Origin of the sequence: Georhizobium sp. MAB10, assembly GCF_045012825.1 — a bacterium.
GTDB classification, from domain to species: domain Bacteria; phylum Pseudomonadota; class Alphaproteobacteria; order Rhizobiales; family Rhizobiaceae; genus Georhizobium; species Georhizobium profundi.
The window spans coordinates 2,383,681-2,406,409 of record NZ_CP118314.1 but is presented as its reverse complement, the minus strand read 5'-3'; the positions used below and the strand labels follow the sequence as shown (position 1 = coordinate 2,406,409).

The following is a 22,729-nucleotide window of genomic DNA, read 5'->3' as shown; positions in this document are numbered from 1 at the left end:
CTTGTTTGAAGTAAGGGCGCGCCGCCCGAAGCCGGCGCGCCATAAGGGTCAGACCAGCTGTTATTCCGTGATCGCGGCGACGATGCCGGCGCCGACGGTACGGCCGCCTTCGCGGATAGCGAAGCGCAGACGCTCTTCCATCGCGATCGGCACGATCAGCTCGACGTCAACGGTCACGTTGTCGCCAGGCATCACCATCTCCGTGCCTTCCGGCAGCGTCACGATGCCCGTCACGTCCGTCGTGCGGAAGTAGAACTGCGGACGGTAGTTCGTGAAGAACGGCGTGTGACGGCCACCCTCTTCCTTCGTCAGGATGTAGGCTTCGGCCTTGAACTTCTTGTGCGGCTTGACCGAACCCGGCTTGCACAGAACCTGACCACGCTCGACGCCTTCACGGTCCACACCGCGAAGCAGCGCGCCGATGTTGTCGCCGGCCTGGCCCTGGTCGAGCAGCTTGCGGAACATTTCAACGCCCGTGCAGGTCGTCTTCTTGGTGTCGCGGATACCGACGATCTCGATTTCCTCGCCAACCTTGACGACGCCACGCTCGACGCGGCCGGTCACGACCGTGCCACGGCCCGAGATCGAGAACACGTCTTCGATCGGCATCAGGAACGGCTGGTCGATCGGGCGCTCAGGCGTCGGGATGTACTTGTCGACTTCAGCCAGCAGCGCACGAACGGCGTTCTCGCCGATTTCCTTGTTGCTGTCTTCGAGAGCGGCAAGCGCGGAGCCCTTGACGATCGGAATGTCGTCGCCCGGATAGTCGTACGAGGAAAGCAGCTCACGAACTTCGAGCTCGACGAGCTCGAGAAGCTCTTCGTCGTCAACCTGGTCGACCTTGTTCAGGAACACGACGATTGCCGGAACACCGACCTGGCGGGCGAGCAGGATGTGCTCGCGCGTCTGCGGCATCGGGCCGTCAGCAGCCGAAACGACGAGGATCGCGCCGTCCATCTGGGCAGCACCGGTGATCATGTTCTTCACGTAGTCGGCGTGGCCGGGGCAGTCAACGTGGGCGTAGTGACGGGCTTCCGTCTCGTATTCCACGTGGGCCGTCGAGATCGTGATCCCGCGAGCCTTCTCTTCCGGCGCGCCGTCGATCTGGTCGTATGCGCGGTACTCGCCGAAGAACTTCGTGATCGCAGCCGTCAAAGACGTCTTGCCGTGGTCGACGTGACCGATCGTGCCGATGTTCACATGCGGCTTGTTACGTTCAAACTTGCCTTTAGCCATTGGAGGCTCTCCATTCTACTGTCGTCCCGCGGGACGGAATTAGTCTCTTGGGAAGTCCGCGCCTTACGCGAACTTCGCCTGGATTTCCTGAGCGACGTTCGAAGGAACCGGCGCATAGTGATCGAACAGCATCGTGTACTGTGCGCGTCCCTGGCTCATGGAGCGCAGGTTGTCGACGTACTTGAACATGTTGGCGAGCGGCACATGCGCGTTGATGACGATGGCAACGCCGCGCTGTTCCTGGCCCTGGATCTGGCCACGACGCGAGTTCAGATCGCCGATCACGTCACCGACGTAATCTTCCGGCGTCACGACTTCGACCTTCATGATCGGCTCGAGCAGCTGGGCACCAGCCTTCTGCGCACCTTCGCGGAATGCACCGCGCGCTGCGATTTCGAAGGCGAGAACCGAGGAGTCGACGTCGTGGAAGGCGCCGTCGATCAAAGTTGCTTTGACCGAGAGCATCGGGAAGCCGGCAAGCGGACCAGCCGACATGACGCTCTGAATGCCCTTCTGAACGCCCGGGATGTATTCCTTCGGAACAGCACCACCGACGATCTTGGATTCGAAGACGAAATCCTCGGAGTCCGGGTTGGGTTCAAACACCAGCTTGACGCGAGCGAACTGGCCCGTACCGCCCGACTGCTTCTTGTGCGTGTAATCGACTTCTGCGGTCTTCGTGATGGTTTCACGATAGGCGACCTGCGGAGCGCCGACATTGGCCTCGACCTTGAACTCGCGCTTCATGCGATCGACGATGATGTCGAGGTGAAGCTCGCCCATGCCGGCGATGATCGTCTGGCCGGACTCTTCGTCGGTCTTGACGCGGAAGGAAGGATCCTCGGCGGCCAGACGGTTGAGCGCGAGGCCCATCTTTTCCTGGTCGGCCTTGGTCTTCGGCTCGATCGCGATCTGAATGACCGGGTCCGGGAATTCCATGCGCTCCAGGATGACCGGGGCCAGCGGATCGCAAAGCGTGTCGCCGGTGGTCGTTTCCTTCAGGCCAGCAAGAGCGACGATGTCACCAGCATAGGCGACGTCGACGTCTTCACGTGAGTTGGAGTGCATCTGCAGCATGCGGCCGATGCGCTCGCGCTTTTCCTTGACCGTGTTCAGAAGCGACGTGCCCTTCTCGAGCTTGCCCGAGTAGAGACGGCAGAACGTCAGCGAGCCGACGAACGGGTCGTTCATGATCTTGAAAGCGAGCAGAGCGACCGGCTCGTCATCGGCAGCCTTGCGCTTCGTGGCTTCTTCCGTCTTGACGTCGATGCCCTTGATGGCCGGGATGTCGATCGGGGACGGCAGGAAGTCGACGACGGCGTCGAGCAGCGGCTGAACGCCCTTGTTCTTGAAGGCAGAGCCGCAGAACATCGGGAAGAACTTCACGTCGATCGTGCCACGACGGATGAGCTGACGGATCTTATCGTTGTCCGGCATTTCGCCTTCCAGATAAGCTTCCATGGCTTCTTCGTCGATTTCGACGACCGTTTCGATCATCTTCTCGCGGTACTCTTCGGCACGCTCCTTGAGATCGTCCGGGATCTCGACGACGTCCCACTGGGCGCCGAGCGACTCGTCGCGCCATACGAGAGCGTTCATCTCGATCAGGTCGACGACGCCCTTGAACTCGTTCTCGGCGCCGATCGGAAGCTGAACGACGACCGGGATCGCGCCGAGACGCGACTTGACCATCTCGACCGAGCGGTAGAAGTCCGCGCCGATCTTGTCCATCTTGTTGCAGAAGATCATCCGCGGGACTTCGTACTTGTCGGCCTGACGCCAGACAGTCTCGGTCTGCGGCTCTACACCGGCGTTGGCGTCGAGCAGAGCGATCGCACCGTCGAGAACGCGCAGCGAACGCTCGACTTCGATCGTAAAGTCGACGTGGCCGGGCGTGTCGATGATGTTGAAGCGACGCGACTTGCCGTCACGGCCTTTCCAGAAGGTGGTCGTAGCAGCAGACGTGATCGTGATGCCGCGTTCCTGCTCCTGCTCCATCCAGTCCATGGTTGCAGCACCGTCGTGGACTTCTCCGATCTTGTGCGAACGACCCGTGTAATACAGGACGCGCTCAGTCGTCGTCGTCTTGCCGGCGTCGATATGCGCCATGATGCCGAAATTGCGGTAGTCTTCGATTGCGTATTCGCGGGCCATTTGGGCAGCCTTTCAATGCGAAGGCACCGCTTTCGCGGCGCCACTTCCGATTTCAGTTACCAGCGGTAGTGCGAGAACGCGCGGTTGGCGTCAGCCATCTTGTGCGTGTCTTCGCGCTTCTTGACTGCGCTGCCGCGACCGTTTGCTGCGTCCATGAGTTCGCCCGACAGGCGCTCGACCATGGTCGTTTCATTGCGGTTGCGGGCAGCCGAGATCAGCCAGCGGATAGCCAGAGCCTGACGACGCTCGGGACGAACATCGACCGGAACCTGGTAGGTTGCACCACCAACGCGGCGCGACCGGACTTCCACGTGCGGCGCGACATTGTCGAGCGCCTGGTGGAAGATGCCGACCGGCTCCTGGCGGGTCTTCTGCTCGACCACGTCGAATGCGCCATAGACGATCGACTCGGCGGCAGACTTCTTGCCGTGGTACATGATGGCGTTCATGAACTTCGTGATGACCAGATCACCGAACTTCGGATCCGGGTTGATTTCACGCTTCTCTGCCCTGTGACGTCGCGACATATTTCTCGTCTCTCACTGATTGCACGTGACCCGGGCGATGATTGCCTCGAGCCAGCGACAGAATGGTCTTACTTCGGACGCTTGGCGCCGTACTTCGAGCGGCGCTGCTTGCGGTTCTTTACGCCCTGCGTATCGAGCACGCCGCGAATGACGTGGTAGCGAACGCCCGGAAGGTCCTTCACGCGGCCACCGCGGATCATGACCACGGAGTGTTCCTGAAGGTTGTGACCTTCGCCCGGGATGTAGCCGATGACTTCGAAGCCATTGGTCAGGCGGATCTTGGCGACCTTACGCAGAGCCGAGTTTGGCTTCTTAGGGGTCGTGGTATAGACGCGGGTGCAAACGCCGCGCTTCTGCGGGTTCTGCTCCAGAGCCGGAACTTTGTTGCGCTTGACGGGCGCCTGACGCGGCTTGCGGATCAGCTGGTTTACGGTAGGCATTCAACCATCCCTTGAAAAATCTATCTCAAAGCCCGTTTCACGAGGCCCTCACGCCGCAGTATCCGAACATGCGCGAAACGAGCCGTCCCCGATTGAACGGTGGATGGCTCATCAAATGCAGAGGAAACGGTTACCCGTCTCATGCCAACAGCATTGTCGTCGTCTGCGGTATAAAGCCTTGTTTGAGGCGAATTCCAGGACGGGTCGTCCCGAAGATGCCAGCCTCACATCGGCTTTGGTGGCCGGGTGATACTGGCATAAGCCCATTCCGTCAAGGCCTGGCCTTAAGATTTGTCCCTGCCCGCCAACTGAGTTGGTAGACGCTTGGACGAGGCGAAACAATCTTGCCGATTGGCAATATAGTAGAGCCGATTGTTGCGCTGTTGAAAGCGGGGGCGGCGCCGGGCCTATCGCCCGCGTTGACCACAGCGATTCCACGTCCCATTAAGCCAGTCAATCGCCTTCGTGAACGACGGCACCTCGACCAAAAACGACTCGCATTAGGAATCACTTCGATGATCGACACCCCCGCCAATGAGAATGAACCGGAGACGCCGATGATCTTCATCATCGTCGGCCGCGCTTGGCGCGACAAGGATGGCGATCCAACCGAACTGCACGTTTTCCTCCGCGCGCCCGATGACGACAGTGCCGTTCGCGCCACTCTCAACGCGCTCGCCGACGAAGGGTACGAGGAAGCGGATCTCGACCAGATCGGGGTGCTGCACGAAGCCCCGGATGAAGAACCCCACGCCTCTGCCTATCAGGGTGCGCTCGAAGGCGAAGTGGCGATCGTCACTTTAAAATAGGGATCGGATGGGACTTCACCCGTCCACGACACCCGGACCTCAAACGAAAAAAGCCGCCCCGGTCTCCCGGGGCGGCTTTTGTTATTGATACGAGCGCGGATTATTCCGCGGCGGTCGAAGCCGCACGCTCGCGTGCCGTCATGTCGGCCAGCATCGGGTCGGCCGTCTCGGCACCCGACGACTTGCGGCGGGCATCGAGGATCAGGTCGTCGCGCGAAGTCGCGATGCGACGGATCTGGCTCATCTGGCCGCCGGTACCGGCAGGGATGAGACGACCCACGATCACGTTCTCCTTCAGACCCTGCAGCGTGTCGGTCTTGCCGGCAACCGCTGCTTCGGTCAGCACCTTCGTCGTCTCCTGGAAGGAGGCGGCGGAGATGAAGGACGGCGTCTGGAGCGAGGCCTTGGTGATGCCGAGCAGAACGGCTTCGCCGCTGGCCGGCTTCTTGCCCTCTTCTTCCAAGCGCGCATTGACCTGGTTGAGCTCGATCACGTCGACGATGTCGCCAGCGATATAGCTGGAGTCGCCCTGCTCGCTGATCTCGACCTTCTGCAGCATCTGGCGAACGATCACCTCGATGTGCTTGTCGTTGATCAGAACGCCCTGCAGTCGGTAGACTTCCTGAATCTCGTTGACGAGATAGGAAGCCAGTGCCTCGACGCCCTTGATGGCAAGGATGTCGTGCGGAGCGGGATTGCCGTCGAGAATGTAATCGCCCTTCTCGATAAAATCGCCTTCCTGCAGGTGGAAGGGCTTGCCCTTCGGGATCAGGTACTCGACCGGCTCGACACCGTCTTCCGCCGGCTCGATCTGGATGCGACGCTTGTTCTTGTAGTCGCGTCCGAACCGGATCGTGCCGTCGATTTCTGCGATGATGGCGTGATCCTTCGGACGGCGGGCTTCGAAGAGTTCGGCAACACGCGGCAGACCGCCGGTGATATCCTTCGTCTTCGCGCTTTCCATCGGGATACGCGCAAGCACGTCACCCTGGCTCACCTTGCGGCCTGGCTCGACCGAAAGGATCGCGTCCACCGAGAGCAGGAAGCGGGCTTCGCCGCCACGCGACAGCTTGGCGATCTCCCCGTTCTTGTCCTTGATGACGATCGCTGGCTTCAGATCCGAACCGCGCGGGGTCGAACGCCAGTCGATGACCAGACGCTTGGTGATCCCGGTTGCTTCGTCCGTCGATTCCGTGACGGAGAGACCGTCGACCAGATCTTCGAACTCCACCGTACCGGCAACTTCCGTCATCATCGGGCGGGTGTAGGGATCCCACTCGGCGAGACGCTGGCCACGACGAACGGCATCGCCGTCGTCGACGTGGAGCTTCGAGCCGTATGCCACGCGCTGCGATGAACGCTCGTTGCCCTTCGGATCCAGGATCTGGATAGCCATGTTGCGGCCCATGGCGACGAGTTCGTTCTCCGAGTTGCGGAGCACGTTGCGGTTCTTGATCTGCACCTTGCCTTCGTAAGACGCTTCCAGGAACGACTGGTCCACCACGGTTGCCGTACCACCAAGGTGGAACGTACGCATGGTGAGCTGCGTGCCCGGCTCGCCGATCGACTGCGCCGCGATGACGCCGACGGCCTCGCCCTGGTTGACGGGGGTACCGCGCGCCAGGTCACGTCCGTAGCAGACGCCGCAGATGCCGGTCTGAACTTCGCAGGTCAAAGCCGAACGAATGCGGACCGACTGGATGCTGGCCGCTTCGATGGCAATGACGTCGTTCTCGTCGATCAACGTCCCGGCCTTGACGATCAGCTCGCCCGAAACCGGGTGGTTGATGTCGTCGAGCGAGGTACGACCGAGAACGCGTTGACCGAGCGATGCGACCACCTGGCCGGCATCGACGATCGCCGTCATCGTCAGGCCCTTGTCGGTACCGCAGTCCGTCTGGGTGACGATGCAGTCCTGTGCGACGTCGACGAGACGACGGGTCAGGTAGCCCGAGTTCGCCGTCTTCAGAGCCGTATCCGCCAGACCCTTACGGGCGCCGTGCGTCGAGTTGAAGTACTCGTTCACGGTCAGGCCTTCTTTGAAGTTCGAGATGATCGGTGTTTCGATGATCTCGCCCGAAGGCTTGGCCATGAGGCCGCGCATGCCGCCCAGCTGACGCATCTGGTTCGGCGAACCACGCGCGCCGGAGTGGCTCATCATGTAGATGGCGTTCATCGGCTTCTGACGACCGGTCTCCGCGTCGAACTCGACGGCCTTAATGCGGGCCATCATGTCCTCGGCGACCTTCTCGGTCGCCTTGCCCCAGGCGTCGACGACCTTGTTGTACTTCTCCCCCTGCGTGATCAGGCCGTCATTGTACTGCTGCTCGTATTCCTTCACGAGCGTTTCAGTATCGCCGACGATCTTCGCCTTCGTGTCCGGGATGACCATGTCGTCCTTGCCGAACGAAATGCCGGCACGGCAGGCGTGGCCAAAACCCAGCTGCATGATGCGGTCGCAGAAGATGACCGTCTCTTTCTGACCGCAGTGGCGATAGACGGTATCGATCATCTTGGAGATGTTCTTCTTGGTCATCTCCTGGTTGCAGGTGTCGAACGGCACGTTGACGTTCTTCGGCAGCAATTCGCCGATGATCATGCGGCCAGGGGTCGTCTCGTGGATCTGCGAGACCGGTTTGCCGTTCTCGTCGACCGTCTTGAAGCGACCTTTGATCTTGGTGTGCAGCGTCACGACCTTGTTTTCAAGCGCGTGATGCAGCTCGCCCATGTCGGCGAAGACCATGCCCTCGCCCGGCTCGTTCTGGTTCTGGATCGACAGATAGTAGAGGCCGAGAACCATGTCCTGCGACGGCACGATAATCGGTGCGCCGGATGCAGGGTGCAGGATGTTGTTGGTCGACATCATCAGCACGCGTGCTTCCAGCTGCGCTTCGAGCGACAGCGGAACGTGCACGGCCATCTGGTCACCGTCGAAGTCGGCGTTGAACGCCGTGCAGACGAGCGGGTGCAGCTGGATCGCCTTGCCCTCGACGAGCGTGGGTTCGAACGCCTGGATGCCGAGACGGTGGAGCGTCGGTGCGCGGTTCAGGAGAACCGGATGCTCGCGGATGACCTCGTCCAGGATATCCCAGACTTCCGGCTTTTCCTTTTCGACGAGCTTCTTCGCCTGCTTGACGGTCGAGGAGTAACCCTTGGCGTCGAGACGGGCGTAGATGAACGGCTTGAACAGCTCGAGCGCCATCTTCTTCGGCAGGCCGCACTGGTGCAGCTTCAGTTCCGGACCGGTCACGATGACCGAACGGCCCGAATAGTCGACGCGCTTGCCGAGCAGGTTCTGGCGGAACCGGCCCTGCTTGCCCTTGAGCATGTCGGAAAGCGACTTCAGCGGACGCTTGTTGGCACCCGTGATGACGCGGCCGCGACGGCCGTTGTCGAACAGTGCATCGACCGACTCCTGAAGCATGCGCTTCTCGTTGCGGATGATGATGCCCGGCGCGCGCAGTTCGATCAGGCGCTTCAGACGATTGTTGCGGTTGATCACGCGGCGGTAGAGGTCGTTCAGGTCCGACGTCGCGAAGCGACCGCCGTCCAGAGGAACCAGCGGACGCAGGTCCGGCGGGATCACCGGAACCACCTTCATGATCATCCATTCCGGACGATTGCCGGATTCCATGAAGTTCTCGACGATCTTGAGGCGCTTCATCAGCTTCTTCGACTTCAGTTCCGAAGTCGTCGTTGCCAGTTCTTCGCGCAGATCGCCCGCGATCTTCTCCAGCTCCATGCCGGCCAGAAGCTCATAGATGGCCTCGGCGCCGATCATGGCGGTGAAGGAATCCTCGCCGAATTCGTCCACGGCAATCATGTACTCTTCTTCAGACAGCAGCTGGTGCTCCTGAAGCGAGGTCAGGCCGGGCTCCGTCACGATGTAGTTCTCGAAGTACAGGACGCGCTCGATATCCTTGAGCGTCATGTCGAGCAGCGTGCCGATACGGCTCGGCAGCGACTTCAGGAACCAGATGTGGGCGACGGGCGCTGCAAGTTCGATGTGGCCCATGCGCTCGCGACGAACGCGCGAGAGCGTGACTTCCACGCCGCACTTTTCGCAGATGATGCCCTTGTACTTCATGCGCTTGTACTTGCCGCACAGGCACTCATAGTCCTTGATCGGACCAAAGATGCGCGCGCAGAAGAGACCGTCGCGCTCCGGCTTGAACGTACGGTAGTTGATGGTTTCCGGCTTCTTGATCTCGCCGAACGACCAGGAGAGAATCTTCTCCGGGCTGGCGATGGAAATTCGAATGCTATCGAATACCTGCGCCGGGGCCTGGGGATTGAAAAGATTCATGACCTCATGGTTCATGCCTGTCTCCTTTGCGGGGCCCTGCCCCGTCATATGCGGTCCGTGGAGGCCGTCGCCCCGTCTCCGCTTCGAAAATCCTGGCCGGTAGAAGCTACCGGCTGAAACCGCGATGCACGCGCCGCGACCCTCAAAGGCGCTGCGCGTGCATGCTCCCCACTATCGAGGAACGGATGCGCCACCTTGCATGCGGCGCATCCCGTTTGTCCGCTTACTCCGCTGCGTCAGGCAGCTGCTCCATGTCGGCGTTGTCGTCGATCTTGGTGTTCTCGAGTTCGACGTTGAGACCCAGCGAGCGCATTTCCTTGACGAGAACGTTGAAGCTCTCCGGAATGCCGGCCTCGAAGGTATCATCACCACGCACGATCGCTTCGTAGACCTTGGTACGGCCAGCCACGTCGTCCGACTTCACGGTCAGCATTTCCTGCAGCGTGTAGGCGGCGCCATAGGCTTCGAGTGCCCAGACCTCCATCTCGCCGAAGCGCTGACCGCCGAACTGCGCCTTGCCGCCCAGCGGCTGCTGGGTAACGAGCGAGTACGGGCCGATCGAACGGGCGTGGATCTTGTCGTCCACCAGGTGGTTCAGCTTCAGCATGTAGATGTAGCCGACCGTAACCTGACGATCGAACTGCTCGCCGGTACGGCCATCATACAGCGTCGACTGACCCGAGACGTTGAGCCCTGCCTTTTCCAGCATGACATTGACGTCGGCTTCGTGCGCACCGTCGAACACCGGCGTGGCGATCGATACGCCACGACGCGTCTGCTCCGCCACGCGGACGATCGACTCATCGTCGAAGTCCTTGATCGGCTCACCCTTGACGCCGCCACCGATGACATCATCGACAGTGGCGCGAAGCTCGGAGATGTCGCCGGACTGCTTGTAGGCATCCAGCATGTTTCCGATCTTCTTGCCGAGCGACGCGCATGCCCAGCCGAGATGCGTCTCGAGGATCTGACCGACGTTCATGCGCGAAGGCACGCCGAGCGGGTTCAGCACGATGTCGACATGCGTACCGTCTTCGAGGAACGGCATGTCCTCGATCGGCATGATGCGCGACACGACACCCTTGTTGCCGTGACGGCCGGCCATCTTGTCGCCCGGCTGCATCTTGCTCTTCACCGCCACGAAGACCTTGACCATCTTCATGACGCCTGGGGGCATCTCGTCGCCGCGCTGAACCTTCTCGACCTTGTCCATGAAACGCTGCTCAAGGCGCGACTTGGACTCGTCGTACTGCGCGCGCAACTGCTCGATACCACCCTGGACCTTCTCGTCCTCGACGGCGAACAGCCACCACTGCGAACGCGGATAGTCGCCCATGACGGCCGCGTCGAGCTTGGTGCCCTTCTTGAAGGTCTTAGGACCGGCAACAGCCACGTGGCCCGACAGCATGTCGGTCAGACGACCGTAGACGTTACGGTCGAGGATCGCCTGCTCGTCGTCGCGGTCCTTGGCCAGACGTTCGATTTCCTCGCGCTCGATCGCCATCGCACGTTCGTCTTTCTCGACGCCGTGGCGGTTGAACACGCGGACTTCGACGACGGTGCCGTGCGCGCCCGGAGGCATGCGCATGGACGTGTCGCGGACGTCGGATGCCTTTTCACCGAAGATGGCGCGCAGAAGCTTCTCTTCCGGCGTCATCGGGCTCTCGCCCTTCGGCGTGATCTTGCCGACGAGGATGTCGCCAGGATGCACTTCGGCGCCCACATAGACGATGCCGGCTTCGTCGAGGTTCTTCAGCGCCTCTTCCGAAACGTTCGGAATGTCACGCGTGATTTCTTCCGGTCCGAGCTTCGTGTCGCGCGCCATCACTTCGAATTCGTCGATGTGGATGGAGGTGAACACGTCTTCCGAGACGATGCGCTCGGAAAGCAGGATGGAGTCCTCGTAGTTGTAGCCGTTCCAGGGCATGAACGCGACGAGCACGTTCCGGCCGAGCGCCAGATCGCCGAGATCCGTCGACGGACCGTCAGCGATGATGTCGCCGGCTTCGATCCGGTCACCCACGGTCACCAGCGGACGCTGGTTGACGCAGGTGTTCTGGTTCGAACGCTGGAACTTCTGCAGGCGGTAGATGTCGACGCCGGATTTTGCGGCATCGGTCTCTTCCGTAGCGCGAATAACGATACGCGTTGCATCGACCTGGTCGACGACACCCGAACGACGCGCCGCGATGGCAGCGCCGGAGTCGCGAGCGACGACCGATTCCATGCCCGTGCCGACGAACGGGGCATCGGCCCGGAGCAACGGCACAGCCTGACGCTGCATGTTTGAACCCATGAGCGCGCGGTTGGCGTCGTCGTTCTCAAGGAACGGGATGAGCGCCGCCGCTACCGAAACAAGCTGCTTCGGCGAAACGTCCATGAGGTCGATGGTTTCGCGCGGCGCCATCATCACTTCGCCGGAGTGGCGGCAAATGACGAATTCGTCGACGAACTGACCGTCTTCGCTGAGCTCGGCGTTCGCCTGGGCCACGTAGTGCTTGGACTCTTCCATGGCCGAAAGATAAACGACGTCGCGCGTCACCTTGCCGTCCACGATCTTGCGGTACGGGCTTTCGATGAAGCCGTACTTGTTGACGCGGGCGAACGAGGCGAGCGAGTTGATCAGACCGATGTTCGGGCCTTCCGGCGTTTCGATCGGGCAGATACGGCCATAGTGCGTCGGGTGAACGTCGCGGACTTCGAAGCCTGCGCGCTCACGCGTCAGACCACCCGGTCCCAGTGCCGAAAGACGGCGCTTGTGCGTGATTTCCGACAGCGGGTTCACCTGGTCCATGAACTGCGACAGCTGCGAGGATCCGAAGAACTCGCGAACAGCAGCAGCGGCCGGCTTGGCGTTGATCAGGTCCTGCGGCATGACCGTGTCGATCTCGATCGACGACATGCGTTCCTTGATCGCGCGCTCCATGCGCAGAAGGCCCAGGCGATACTGGTTCTCCATGAGCTCGCCGACCGAACGCACACGGCGGTTGCCGAGGTTGTCGATGTCGTCGATCTCGCCCTTGCCGTCACGCAGTTCGACGAGCGTCTTCACGACGGCAAGGATATCGTCCTTCCGCAGCGTGCGAACGGTGTCTGCAGCATCGAGGTCGAGGCGCATGTTCATCTTGACGCGGCCAACGGCCGACAGATCATAGCGCTCGCTGTCGAAGAACAGCGAGTTGAACATGGCTTCCGCCGTTTCCATTGTGGGTGGCTCGCCCGGACGCATCACGCGGTAGATGTCGAACAGCGAGTCCTGACGGTTCTCGTTCTTGTCTGCGGCAAGTGTGTTGCGGATGTAAGCGCCGACATTGATGTGGTCGATGTCGAGAACCGGGATGGAGTCGAAACCCGCTTCCAGGAGAACCGGTAGCGTCTTCTCGTCGATTTCGTCGCCTGCTTCGAGGAAGACTTCACCCGTCGTCGGGTTGACCATGTCCTCGGCAAGATAGGCGCCATAGAGGTCGTCGTCGGTCGCCTTGATCGCCTTGACGCCCTTTTCTTGCATCTGCTTGAGCACACGCGGGGTCAGCTTGCGGCCGGCTTCGGCCACGACTTCGCCCGTATCGGCGTCGATCAGGTCCGTGATCGCCTTGGTGCCCTTGAGCGCGTTCGGCTGGAACGGAATGCGCCAGCCTTCGCCGTCACGGGCGTAGTGCGACTTCGTGTAGAACGTCTCGAGGATTTCCTCGGCATCCATGCCGAGCGCCATCAGGAGCGACGTCGCCGGAATCTTGCGGCGGCGGTCGATGCGCGCATGCACGATGTCCTTGGCATCGAACTCGATGTCGAGCCAGGAGCCACGATACGGAATGACGCGGGCTGCGAAGAGCAGCTTGCCCGACGAGTGCGACTTGCCCTTGTCGTGGTCGAAGAAGACGCCCGGCGAACGGTGCATCTGCGAGACGATCACGCGCTCGGTACCGTTGACGATGAACGTGCCGTTCATGGTCATCAGCGGCATGTCGCCCATGTAGACGGACTGTTCCTTGATGTCCTTGATCGACTTCGCGCCCGTATCCTCGTCGATATCGAACACGATGAGGCGCAGCGTCACCTTGAGCGGCGCTGCGTAGGTCAGATCGCGCTGACGGCACTCTTCGACGTCGAATTTCGGCGCTTCGAATTCGTAGGAGACGAATTCGAGCATCGAGGTGCCGGCGAAGTCCTGGATCGGGAACACCGACTTGAAGACGGCCTGAAGGCCCTCTTCCGGGCGACCGCCTTCCGGCTCGTCGACCATGAGGAACTGGTCGTAGGATGCCTTCTGAACCTCGATGAGGTTCGGCATTTCTGCGACTTCTGGAATTTTACCGAAGAACTTGCGTACGCGCCTACGACCGTTGAATGAAATGGTCTGAGCCATCGTCGCTCCTTGTCAAAAATCTTGCATCTGGGCCTGCATGTGACGGATGACCGCTGGCCAGTCGGCTCCGTCGGGGGCGCGCTCTCCATCCAGTCGAGAGCGAGGAACCCATTATCGAAAGACCGCACCGTCCGGTCTCCGGATAATCTGTTCCGAACGACAGATGGACCCGCGCCGAATGGCGCGGATCCGTCAGACCACGAATGATCTTACTTGAGCTCGACTTTCGCGCCTGCGTCTTCGAGCTTCTTCTTGATGTCCTCGGCTTCGCCCTTGGAAATTGCTTCCTTGACAGCCTTCGGTGCAGCTTCGACGAGGTCCTTGGCTTCTTTGAGGCCGAGACCCGTGATTGCACGGACTTCCTTGATGACGTTGATCTTGTTAGCGCCGGCTTCGGCCAGGATCACGTCGAATTCAGTCTTCTCTTCAGCGGCTTCAGCCGGTGCACCGCCGCCAGCAGCAGCAACAGCAACAGGAGCAGCAGCCGAAACGCCCCACTTTTCCTCGAGCATCTTGGAAAGCTCAGCAGCTTCCAGGACGGTGAGGTTGGAGAGGTCTTCAACGATCTTGGAGAGATCAGCCATTGTCATAGTCCTTTTATTCGGTTCGAACTTTAAGAGTTAAACAGCGAAGTTCCGCCTTATGCGGCTTCGTCCTTCTTGGCATAAGCGCCGAATACGCGTGCGAGCTGACCCGCAGGCGCGTTGACGACCTGAGCGATGCGCGTTGCCGGGGTCTGGATCATTCCAACCAGCTTTGCACGCAGCTCGTCGAGCGATGGCAGGGTCGCAAGCGACTTCACACCTTCGGCATCGAGATTGGTCGAGCCCATCGCACCACCGAGAACAACGAGCTTGTCGTTACCCTTGGCGAAGTCGACGGCGACTTTCGGAGCGGCAATCGGATCATCGCTGTAGGCGATGAGCGTCTGGCCGGTGAAGAGATCTGCGATCCCTTCGGACTCCGTGCCCTGAAGAGCGATCTTGGCCAGGCGGTTCTTCGCGACCTTGACCGTTCCGCCGGCTGAGCGCATGCGCGACCGGAGGTCGTTCATCTGCGCAACCGTCAGACCGGAGTAGTGGGCCACAACAACCGAACCGGAAGCCTTGAAGACTTCGTTCAGCTCTGTGACGAATTCGCGTTTTTCCGCTCTATCCACTGTCTTTCTCCAGCAGACCGGACTGGCATTCGCGCCAACCACAGTCGGTTTGCCTTTGCCGCAAGGGGACCGTTCGTCAGAAAGATCTCCAAGCGACGCTTGAGGATCCTGCCCCCTTACACGTCGCCGGGACCGGCGGGCGCAAGGCAATCGAGGTTCGAACCGCAAGAAACGGCATCAAAGCCGCCAAATCCGGGTCTTACCCGTCTCATGCAGGCCGTGTGGGATTAAGGTTGCCCACCTGCAATCTCGGACAGGAATGCCGGGAACCGAAATCCCCGGCAACTTCCGGCCCGAAGGCCGGAAATCGGTTCATGCCGCCTGCCCCTTGAGGCAGGCCGCGAAAATCTGCGCGCGCCTTAGGCGGCGGAAAGGGTCGACGGGTCGATCTTGACGCCAGGGCCCATGGTCGAGGAAATCGCCACGCGCTTGACGTAGTTGCCCTTGGCACCCGACGGCTTTGCCTTGATGACCGCATCGGCGAAGGCGCGGATGTTCTCTTCGATCGCCTTCGCATCGAAGGAAACCTTGCCAACGCCGGCATGCACGATGCCAGCCTTCTCGACGCGGAACTCGACGGCGCCGCCTTTGGAAGCCTTGACGGCAGCAGTGACGTCCGGCGTGACGGTGCCGACACGCGGGTTCGGCATCAGGCCGCGCGGGCCGAGCACCTTACCGAGACGGCCGACGAGGCCCATCATGTCCGGCGTCGCGATGCAGCGGTCGAAATCGATCTGACCGCCCTGCACTGCTTCGACCAGGTCTTCGGCGCCGACGATGTCGGCACCGGCTGCCTTGGCCTCTTCAGCCTTGTCACCACGTGCGAACACGGCAACGCGAACCGTACGGCCCGTGCCGTTCGGCAGGTTGACCACGCCACGGACCATCTGGTCGGCGTGGCGCGGGTCGACGCCGAGGTTCATGGCGACTTCGATCGTTTCATCGAACTTCGTGGCGGAACGCTCGCGGATCATGCTGACGGCCTCGGAGAGGTCGTAGAGCTTGTTGCGATCGATGCCTTCACGGCTCTTTTCTACGCGCTTTGCAATCTTGGCCATGATCTTATTCCGTCACTTCCAGGCCCATGGAGCGGGCAGAGCCCTCGACCATGCGCATTGCGCCTTCGACGTCGGCAGCGTTCAGATCCTTCATCTTCGCTTCAGCGATGGTGCGGATCTTGTCGCGCGAGATCTTGCCAGCAACTTCCTTGCCCGGAGTCTTCGAGCCGGACTTCAGCTTGGCTTCTTTCTTGAGGAAGTAGCTGACGGGCGGCTGCTTCATCTGGAAGTTGAACGACTTGTCCTGGAAATAGGTGATGACGACCGGGATCGGCATGCCCTTTTCCATTTCCTGCGTGGCGGCATTGAACGCCTTGCAGAATTCCATGATGTTGATGCCACGCTGACCAAGTGCAGGACCGATCGGCGGCGACGGATTTGCCGACCCCGCGGATACCTGCAACTTGAGCTGGCCTGCAACTTTCTTAGCCATTACTCTCTGCCTTTTCCAATTATAGACCGGAAATCCGGCCTCAATGTGCCGGCGAACCGGCGGCTGCGTTTGCGTGGTGCGATCCGACCCCGGATTGGCTCACCCGGAAGATCTCCCACGCTGGTGACCGGCCCCTGAGGGACCGATCCAGCAATCAGGTCTTTTCAACCTGACTGTATTCGAGCTCGACCGGCGTTGCGCGGCCGAAGATCGACACTTCCACCTTCAGGCGCGAACGCTCTTCGTCGACATCCTGAACGATGCCGTTGAACGAGGCGAACGGACCGTCCGATACGCGGATCTGCTCGCCGATCTCGAACGAGATCGAAGGCTTCGGCCGCTCCACGCCATCCTGAACCTGAGAAAGGATGCGCTCAGCTTCAGAGTCTGGGATCGGCACCGGCTTCGAATCGGAACCAAGGAACCCGGAGACCTTTGGCGTGTTCTTGATCAGGTGATAGGCCTCGTCGGTCAGATCAGCCCGCACCAGAACGTAGCCTGGGAAGAACTTGCGCTCTGCATCCACTTTACGGCCGCGACGGACTTCGACGACCTTCTCGGTCGGCACGAGGATTTTCTCAAAGAGATGCGACAGGCCTTTCTGGCGCGCCTTCTCCTCGATCGACTCGGCGACCTTCTTCTCGAAATTCGAGTATGCGTGGACGATATACCAGCGCGCTGACATTCAAATTCTCCCGAGGGCAGCTACGGTTAGGCGCCGATGTTCAGAATAAGCCCGATGACCCATCCCAACGCCTGATCGGCGGCAAAGAAGAAGATCGAAGCCACAAACACCATGATAAGAACCATGATCGTGGAGATCAGCGTCTCGCGACGGCTTGGCCAGGTAACCTTCGCCGTTTCGGCGCGGACCTGCTGGATGAACGTGATCGGATTGGTTCTCGAAGCCATGAACTGCCCATACGATTACGGCACGCAAAGCGACAAGGCGGCTCCGCGCACCGTTGATCTAGAGGTTCTACATAAAGACCGATTCCCAAATTCACAAGAGGAAATCCGTCCGGCGCGTCAAAATAGCAAACCGGCCGGGCCGCCAGAGGCGCCGGCCGACCAGCCAGAAATGGCAGGGGCAGAGGGGCTCGAACCCCCGACCTGCGGTTTTGGAGACCGCCGCTCTACCAACTGAGCTATACCCCTAAACGATCGCTCGCTTGAGCGCTTCGCCGTGCCGCTGATCTAACTTGGAGCGACCAACGCGGCAAGATGAAAATGCTTCGGCGGAGCGAATTGTCCCCGCCAAAGCTTGTTTGGACGCGTTATTCCGTGATCGCAGCGACGATGCCGGCGCCGCCCTGGAACGCGCTTGCGCGCGTTCCAGCAACCTGATGGCCGTCGGCAGCTTTCGGCATCGTCATCGCTGCAATCACTCCGTGATCGCGGCGACGATGCCGGCGCCGACGGTACGGCCGCCTTCGCGGATGGCGAAGCGCAGGCGCTCTTCCATCGCGATCGGCACGATCAGCTCGACGTCAACGGTCACGTTGTCGCCAGGCATCACCATCTCCGTGCCTTCCGGCAGCGTCACGATGCCCGTCACGTCCGTCGTGCGGAAGTAGAACTGCGGACGGTAGTTCGTGAAGAACGGCGTGTGACGGCCACCCTCTTCCTTCGTCAGGATGTAGGCTTCGGCCTTGAACTTCTTGTGCGGCTTGACCGAACCCGGCTTGCACAGAACCTGACCACGCTCGACGCCTTCACGGTCCACACCGCGAAGCAGCGCGCCGATGTTGTCGCCGGCCTGGCCCTGGTCGAGCAGCTTGCGGAACATTTCAACGCCCGTGCAGGTCGTCTTCTTGGTGTCGCGGATACCGACGATCTCGATTTCCTCGCCAACCTTGACGACGCCACGCTCGACGCGGCCGGTCACGACCGTGCCACGACCCGAGATCGAGAACACGTCTTCGATCGGCATCAGGAACGGCTGGTCGATCGGGCGCTCAGGCGTCGGGATGTACTTGTCGACTTCAGCCAGCAGCGCACGAACGGCGTTCTCGCCGATTTCCTTGTTGCTGTCTTCGAGAGCGGCAAGCGCGGAGCCCTTGACGATCGGAATGTCGTCGCCCGGATAGTCGTACGAGGAGAGCAGCTCACGAACTTCGAGCTCGACGAGCTCGAGAAGCTCGGCGTCGTCGACCTGGTCGACCTTGTTCAGGAACACGACGATCGCCGGAACACCGACCTGGCGGGCGAGCAGGATGTGCTCGCGCGTCTGCGGCATCGGGCCGTCGGCAGCCGAAACGACGAGGATCGCGCCGTCCATCTGGGCCGCACCGGTGATCATGTTCTTCACGTAGTCGGCGTGGCCGGGGCAGTCGACGTGGGCGTAGTGACGGGCTTCCGTCTCGTATTCCACGTGGGCCGTCGAGATCGTGATCCCGCGAGCCTTCTCTTCCGGTGCGCCGTCGATCTGGTCATAAGCGCGGTACTCGCCGAAGAACTTCGTGATCGCAGCCGTCAAAGACGTCTTGCCGTGGTCGACGTGACCGATCGTGCCGATGTTCACATGCGGCTTGTTACGTTCAAACTTGCCTTTAGCCATGCGGCTTTCCTCAATTTATCAGCTTCGTTGGGATGGGCTGGAGCGCTATTAGGACGAAAATTCCGGAAGTTCAAGCGCGGTTCAACCACGCCCCTCTCCGCACCGTCCGCATGTCCGCTCCGGCGTCTGGCCCTATGTGTCGATCACCGACGCGCAATTCAAGCCGACGGTGCAGCACAGGATCGCTGCTAGAGCGATACGAGGAGAAATAATCGACCGGCTGGAGCGGTTAGCGTGCGTCGATGGCGCCAACTTAGGGCGCCAAACCTTGCTGAACCTCTTGAAATTCCTACGCAGGACCAGACGTGACAACCTTGCTTGTGTCCCGAAGACAGACACGCTCTAAGTCACAGTTCTTGGTCACTCTATGGTAGTATTTGTGGCACCCTTCGGCCAGCTCGTCGCTACACCCCGCTCCAGGTATAAGACCCCGCCTAAAGTGACTCGGCTGGGCTAATATTCCGCAAGCTTTGCTGGCCGCCACTCTGCAGTCTGGGTCTCTCCAGCTGACATATCCTGCGACTCTTCGCACAATAGAGAGCAAAGCAGCGCTTAGGTCATGACCTCAGTTCGGAAGTGATTTACGCCGATGAGGCGGGCTGCGGTCTCACATGGATACCCAACAGAGACGACGAGATGACCGAGCATAGGCTGACCGCCGAACTCATCATCTTGCTTACCGGCCGGGAGGCCGAGGAAGTCGTGCTCGGGTCGGTCTCCGCCTATGCAGGAGGTCCGGACTACAGCGATTCGGCGCAGGCAAACGATCTGGCAATGCAGATGGAGATGGTTCTTGGCCTTAGCTCCTCGATGCCGCTGCTGCATCTGCCCGCCACTTACCGCACGGCGCTCCTCACCGGGAACCCCGACCTGGCGGAACGAATCCATCAGCGGCTCCATAATGCCTATGAAGAGGCGCGCGGTCTCATCGATCTACAACGGGAGGCGGTGTCCTGCATGGTCGACGCGATCCTCCGCGACCGGCCGCTTGAAGGCACTAAGTTTCAAGAAGGCCGTCGAGCAAGTGCGCGGGAAGCTCTCGCCATGAAGATCTAGATCCTGTCAAACCTTCACCTGGAGGTGGCTCCGCTTCTAGAGCCGCTCGCCATTCCAGACGCCGACGTCTGCGTGATCGCAGGCGACCTCTGCCGCGGCGTTGCCACCGGCGTCCGCTGGCTAGCTGAGAACGTCGCGCACGCGACGCGGGCGTTCGAGTAAGTCTTGTCGAACGGCCGGAAAGCGGGGCCATACCGGACGTCCGAGAAGGGGCTTCATTTGTCAAAGAGCAGACGCATCGCCGTCTGAAGAAGCACGGAATCACGCAACCTCGGCAGATCTGCCCGCATCTGAGTTCGGCTTACCGCGCGGCGCGATCATGCACCACGACGCAACATGGGAAGAGTTCGTTGCAAATCCGAGAGATTTTGCGACCCCAATGTTGTCCTTCGCATCTTCAGCGTCTCAGGCCGAAGGCTGACAGCAGCTTGAAGCCAAACGATTGAGTGGCCGGTCGTAGAGGTTGCGAGCAGGCTTCTATCGGGGTCAAGCGCCGCAGAAGGCGAATTGCCATTCTGCGGATCTCACTCGAGCATGGGATCGTGAAGCGACGCGAGCGCTTTGCTCCCTCACCAATCACACCTTTCAGAAGCCCAAATTTTACGAACTTGAAGCCAGTAGTGCCACCTGCGCCGCGCCGCGGCCGGCGATGTAGCCGAGGGCGATAGCGGTCAAGAGGCCGTTGCCGGAGAGGTAACCGGACACGTCAGGGCCAGATACGCCACAGGCGGCTCCACCGCCGGCGAACAGATTGGCGAATGGCATGCCTGAAACCGAAAGCACGCGGGCTGAGGAATCGACCATCAATCCGCCTTGCGTATGGAAAAGCGCGCCGGTGACCTTCACCGCAAAATAAGGGGCTTCCAGCGCCGGCTTGGTCGAAAAATCTCGGCCGTGGGTGTCATCGGCTGTCCCGTCTTGAAAGGCGGCTACGGCTTCGAATGTATCCGAAAGTGCGCCGGCTTCGACGCCGATCACGCGTGCCAGACCCGTAATATCTGCCGCCTGCCGGATTGCACCGGCCTCCATCGCATCGCGATAATCCGGGAAGGACTGCGCGAAGTTATGGATGCGCTGGTCGTAGATGTTCCAGGCCATAGCGCCCGGCTGTGCGCGCACGTGGACGGCCTGCTCCGAATAGCCCCCATGCTCGTTGGAGAAGCGGCGGCCCTCTGCGTTGACCTGAACTCCGCCCTCCATCATCAGCGCCCAGGAAATCAGGATCTGATGCGGGTAAGCGAGCGAGCCGTGGCCCTGATAGCTGGAGAGATCTCGAATGTCTGCGCCCAACGTCTGCCCCCAGAGCACCGCATCGCCCTGATTGCCGGTGTGTCCGTAATAGGGAGCCCCTTCCATTTCGGGGATATGGCGCGCCACCATCTCGGCGTTGCCGCCAAAGCCATTGCATGCGAGCACCAGAGCATTGCATGCAAGGTGCTCTTCCTGACCGTCGGCTCGCTCGATGCGGAGCCCGCAAATGCGATCGCCTTCGACAAAGAGTCCGGTGACATGCGCCCCGGTTGCGACCATCACGCCCGCGGCGTCAGCGGCTGTTGCGAGCCGCTGGAGCAGCGCGGCGCCCGTCTTTTCCGGTACCGCATGCATGCGGTGGCGAGAGTGCCCGGGATAAAGGAAGTCGTCGAGCACGATCCATTCGAGGCCATGGCTGTCACCCAGCCATTCCAGCGCCGGACCGATCGCTCTTGAAACCGTCTCGACAAGGCCGGCGTCGGCTCGGTTCTTCGTCTTGGACTGAATGTCGGCCGCGAAGCGATCGGGCGTGTCGTCGTCAATCCCGATGGCGCGCTGGAAGCGCGTTGCCGGTGCCGGGATGAAGCCCGAGGACATGGAGGTCGATCCGCTGGGCTTGGCGTCGCGCTCAAGCACCAGCACGTCCGCGCCTGCTTCGGCTGCGCGCATGGCGGCCACCAAGCCGCAGGCTCCAGCGCCGATGACCGCCACATCGATCGCGGCGTCCGCTTGCAGCTCGGCTGCCGGCAGGACAGCGCTCATGCGCCGGTCACCATCGCCAGAGCGTCTGCGACCGTGATTGCCTTGGTGACGGTCGAGAGATCGTAGATGGCATTGTCATGGGTCGCCTGCGAGAAGGCCCCGCAGCCGTCGGACAGAACGAAGGTGCGGAAGTCGCGAACATGTGCGTCCCGGACCGTCGATGCCACGCCGCCATTGGTCACGATGCCGCAGACGAAGAGCGTGTCGATCCCGGCCTTCTTCAGCACGAACTCCATCCGCGACTGGAAGAACGCCGAATAGGCGACCTTCTCAACGACGAAGTCAGCGGGCTGGAGCGTATCGACGAGACGATGTCCCCAGCAGCCCGGCTCGAAATCCCCTTTTGCAAGGAACGGGCGCAGTTCCTTCAGGTGCGGCGAGATCATGGGCTCACCGCCGCGACCCGGCACGAGCGTAAACTGCGTCGAGACGACAAAGCCGCCGCGAGCCCGAAGCGCCTCGGCCAGCGGCCGAAGACGTTCGGGCAGTGCTGCGATCATCTCCGCCGTCTGCCCGGCCCGCCCATAGGCGCCATCGGGATGGACGAAGTCATTCTGGAGATCGACGATCAGAAGCGCTGTTCGCGCCAAATCAACAGAGCCTCCATCCATG

Annotated in this window: 17 protein-coding genes and 1 tRNA gene; 2 read left to right on the top strand and 16 right to left on the bottom strand. The window is 61.0% G+C overall.

From position 1 onward, the window contains the following. Positions 1 to 60: 60 nt before the first annotated feature. The 4 genes from tuf (PU133_RS11240) to rpsL all read right to left on the bottom strand — a co-directional run bounded on the left by tuf (PU133_RS11240) (position 61) and on the right by rpsL (position 4,357). Entirely contained in the window at positions 61 to 1,236 is a 1,176-nt protein-coding gene (tuf, locus tag PU133_RS11240; protein WP_126010234.1) for an elongation factor Tu, read from the bottom strand. Positions 1,237 to 1,299: 63 nt separating this feature from the next. Further along, entirely contained in the window at positions 1,300 to 3,390 is a 2,091-nt protein-coding gene (fusA, locus tag PU133_RS11235) for an elongation factor G (protein ID WP_404861781.1), read from the bottom strand. Positions 3,391 to 3,446: 56 nt separating this feature from the next. Continuing rightward, positions 3,447 to 3,917 carry a 30S ribosomal protein S7 gene (gene rpsG, locus PU133_RS11230; RefSeq protein WP_126010244.1) on the bottom strand — a complete coding sequence of 157 codons (471 nt, stop codon included), beginning with the start codon at positions 3,915 to 3,917 and terminating at the stop codon, positions 3,447 to 3,449. A gap of 68 nt (positions 3,918 to 3,985) precedes the next feature. Further along, on the bottom strand, positions 3,986 to 4,357 hold the full coding sequence (gene rpsL, locus PU133_RS11225; RefSeq protein WP_047030256.1) for a 30S ribosomal protein S12: 372 nt from the start codon (positions 4,355 to 4,357) through the stop codon (positions 3,986 to 3,988). 515 nt (positions 4,358 to 4,872) lie between these two features. Between rpsL and PU133_RS11220 the strand changes: the two genes are divergently transcribed. Further along, the gene (locus PU133_RS11220; protein WP_126010243.1) at positions 4,873 to 5,166 is read left to right on the top strand and encodes a transcriptional regulator; all 294 of its coding nucleotides are present in this window, start codon (positions 4,873 to 4,875) and stop codon (positions 5,164 to 5,166) included. 100 nt (positions 5,167 to 5,266) lie between these two features. On the opposite strand, the gene rpoC is transcribed toward PU133_RS11220, so the two are convergent. The 10 genes from rpoC to tuf (PU133_RS11170) form a co-directional block, all read right to left on the bottom strand. Then, on the bottom strand, positions 5,267 to 9,487 hold the full coding sequence (gene rpoC, locus PU133_RS11215) for a DNA-directed RNA polymerase subunit beta' (RefSeq protein WP_404861780.1): 4,221 nt from the start codon (positions 9,485 to 9,487) through the stop codon (positions 5,267 to 5,269). Positions 9,488 to 9,695: 208 nt separating this feature from the next. Further along, complete coding sequence (gene rpoB, locus PU133_RS11210) at positions 9,696 to 13,838, bottom strand: DNA-directed RNA polymerase subunit beta (protein ID WP_404861779.1); 4,143 nt, start codon at positions 13,836 to 13,838, stop codon at positions 9,696 to 9,698. 209 nt (positions 13,839 to 14,047) lie between these two features. Further along, a complete protein-coding gene (rplL, locus tag PU133_RS11205) occupies positions 14,048 to 14,422 on the bottom strand; it encodes a 50S ribosomal protein L7/L12 (RefSeq protein WP_126010240.1) in 375 nt (124 codons plus the stop codon). Positions 14,423 to 14,478: 56 nt separating this feature from the next. After that, entirely contained in the window at positions 14,479 to 15,039 is a 561-nt protein-coding gene (gene rplJ, locus PU133_RS11200) for a 50S ribosomal protein L10 (RefSeq protein ID WP_404861778.1), read from the bottom strand. 317 nt (positions 15,040 to 15,356) lie between these two features. Beyond that, a complete protein-coding gene (rplA, locus tag PU133_RS11195; protein WP_126010238.1) occupies positions 15,357 to 16,055 on the bottom strand; it encodes a 50S ribosomal protein L1 in 699 nt (232 codons plus the stop codon). Between the two features lie 4 nt (positions 16,056 to 16,059). Further along, a complete protein-coding gene (gene rplK, locus PU133_RS11190) occupies positions 16,060 to 16,488 on the bottom strand; it encodes a 50S ribosomal protein L11 (RefSeq protein WP_126010237.1) in 429 nt (142 codons plus the stop codon). A 154-nt stretch (positions 16,489 to 16,642) separates the two neighbouring features. Further along, on the bottom strand, positions 16,643 to 17,173 hold the full coding sequence (nusG, locus tag PU133_RS11185; RefSeq protein ID WP_126010236.1) for a transcription termination/antitermination protein NusG: 531 nt from the start codon (positions 17,171 to 17,173) through the stop codon (positions 16,643 to 16,645). A gap of 26 nt (positions 17,174 to 17,199) precedes the next feature. Beyond that, on the bottom strand, positions 17,200 to 17,400 hold the full coding sequence (gene secE / locus PU133_RS11180) for a preprotein translocase subunit SecE (protein WP_404861777.1): 201 nt from the start codon (positions 17,398 to 17,400) through the stop codon (positions 17,200 to 17,202). Positions 17,401 to 17,570: 170 nt separating this feature from the next. Then, positions 17,571 to 17,646: transfer RNA gene (locus tag PU133_RS11175), tRNA-Trp, on the bottom strand. Positions 17,647 to 17,872: 226 nt separating this feature from the next. Then, positions 17,873 to 19,048, bottom strand: a complete 1,176-nt coding sequence (tuf, locus tag PU133_RS11170) for an elongation factor Tu (protein ID WP_404861776.1) — start codon at positions 19,046 to 19,048, stop codon at positions 17,873 to 17,875. Positions 19,049 to 19,684: 636 nt separating this feature from the next. On the opposite strand from tuf (PU133_RS11170), the gene PU133_RS11165 reads away from it, so the two are divergent. Further along, positions 19,685 to 20,104: a hypothetical protein gene (locus PU133_RS11165; protein WP_404861775.1), complete on the top strand. Its 420-nt coding sequence runs from the start codon at positions 19,685 to 19,687 to the stop codon at positions 20,102 to 20,104. Positions 20,105 to 20,704: 600 nt separating this feature from the next. On the opposite strand, the gene PU133_RS11160 is transcribed toward PU133_RS11165, so the two are convergent. Together PU133_RS11160 and PU133_RS11155 are read right to left on the bottom strand one after the other, a co-directional pair. Further along, positions 20,705 to 22,117: an FAD-dependent oxidoreductase gene (locus PU133_RS11160; RefSeq protein ID WP_404861774.1), complete on the bottom strand. Its 1,413-nt coding sequence runs from the start codon at positions 22,115 to 22,117 to the stop codon at positions 20,705 to 20,707. Beyond that, positions 22,114 to 22,728, bottom strand: coding sequence for a cysteine hydrolase family protein (locus PU133_RS11155; protein WP_404861773.1), 615 nt, complete (start codon positions 22,726 to 22,728; stop codon positions 22,114 to 22,116). Before PU133_RS11155 ends, PU133_RS11160 begins: the two co-directional genes overlap by 4 nt. Position 22,729 lies beyond the last annotated feature (1 nt).

Coding starts and splice junctions, on each gene's coding strand:
- tuf (WP_126010234.1), bottom strand. CDS start 1,236: ATGGCTAAAGGCAAGTTTGAACGTAACAAGCCGCATGTGAACATCGGC.
- fusA (WP_404861781.1), bottom strand. CDS start 3,390: ATGGCCCGCGAATACGCAATCGAAGACTACCGCAATTTCGGCATCATG.
- rpsG (WP_126010244.1), bottom strand. CDS start 3,917: ATGTCGCGACGTCACAGGGCAGAGAAGCGTGAAATCAACCCGGATCCG.
- rpsL (WP_047030256.1), bottom strand. CDS start 4,357: ATGCCTACCGTAAACCAGCTGATCCGCAAGCCGCGTCAGGCGCCCGTC.
- PU133_RS11220 (WP_126010243.1), top strand. CDS start 4,873: ATGATCGACACCCCCGCCAATGAGAATGAACCGGAGACGCCGATGATC.
- rpoC (WP_404861780.1), bottom strand. CDS start 9,487: ATGAACCATGAGGTCATGAATCTTTTCAATCCCCAGGCCCCGGCGCAG.
- rpoB (WP_404861779.1), bottom strand. CDS start 13,838: ATGGCTCAGACCATTTCATTCAACGGTCGTAGGCGCGTACGCAAGTTC.
- rplL (WP_126010240.1), bottom strand. CDS start 14,422: ATGGCTGATCTCTCCAAGATCGTTGAAGACCTCTCCAACCTCACCGTC.
- rplA (WP_126010238.1), bottom strand. CDS start 16,055: ATGGCCAAGATTGCAAAGCGCGTAGAAAAGAGCCGTGAAGGCATCGAT.
- rplK (WP_126010237.1), bottom strand. CDS start 16,488: ATGGCTAAGAAAGTTGCAGGCCAGCTCAAGTTGCAGGTATCCGCGGGG.
- nusG (WP_126010236.1), bottom strand. CDS start 17,173: ATGTCAGCGCGCTGGTATATCGTCCACGCATACTCGAATTTCGAGAAG.
- secE (WP_404861777.1), bottom strand. CDS start 17,400: ATGGCTTCGAGAACCAATCCGATCACGTTCATCCAGCAGGTCCGCGCC.
- tuf (WP_404861776.1), bottom strand. CDS start 19,048: ATGGCTAAAGGCAAGTTTGAACGTAACAAGCCGCATGTGAACATCGGC.
- PU133_RS11165 (WP_404861775.1), top strand. CDS start 19,685: ATGACCGAGCATAGGCTGACCGCCGAACTCATCATCTTGCTTACCGGC.
- PU133_RS11160 (WP_404861774.1), bottom strand. CDS start 22,117: ATGAGCGCTGTCCTGCCGGCAGCCGAGCTGCAAGCGGACGCCGCGATC.
- PU133_RS11155 (WP_404861773.1), bottom strand. CDS start 22,728: ATGGATGGAGGCTCTGTTGATTTGGCGCGAACAGCGCTTCTGATCGTC.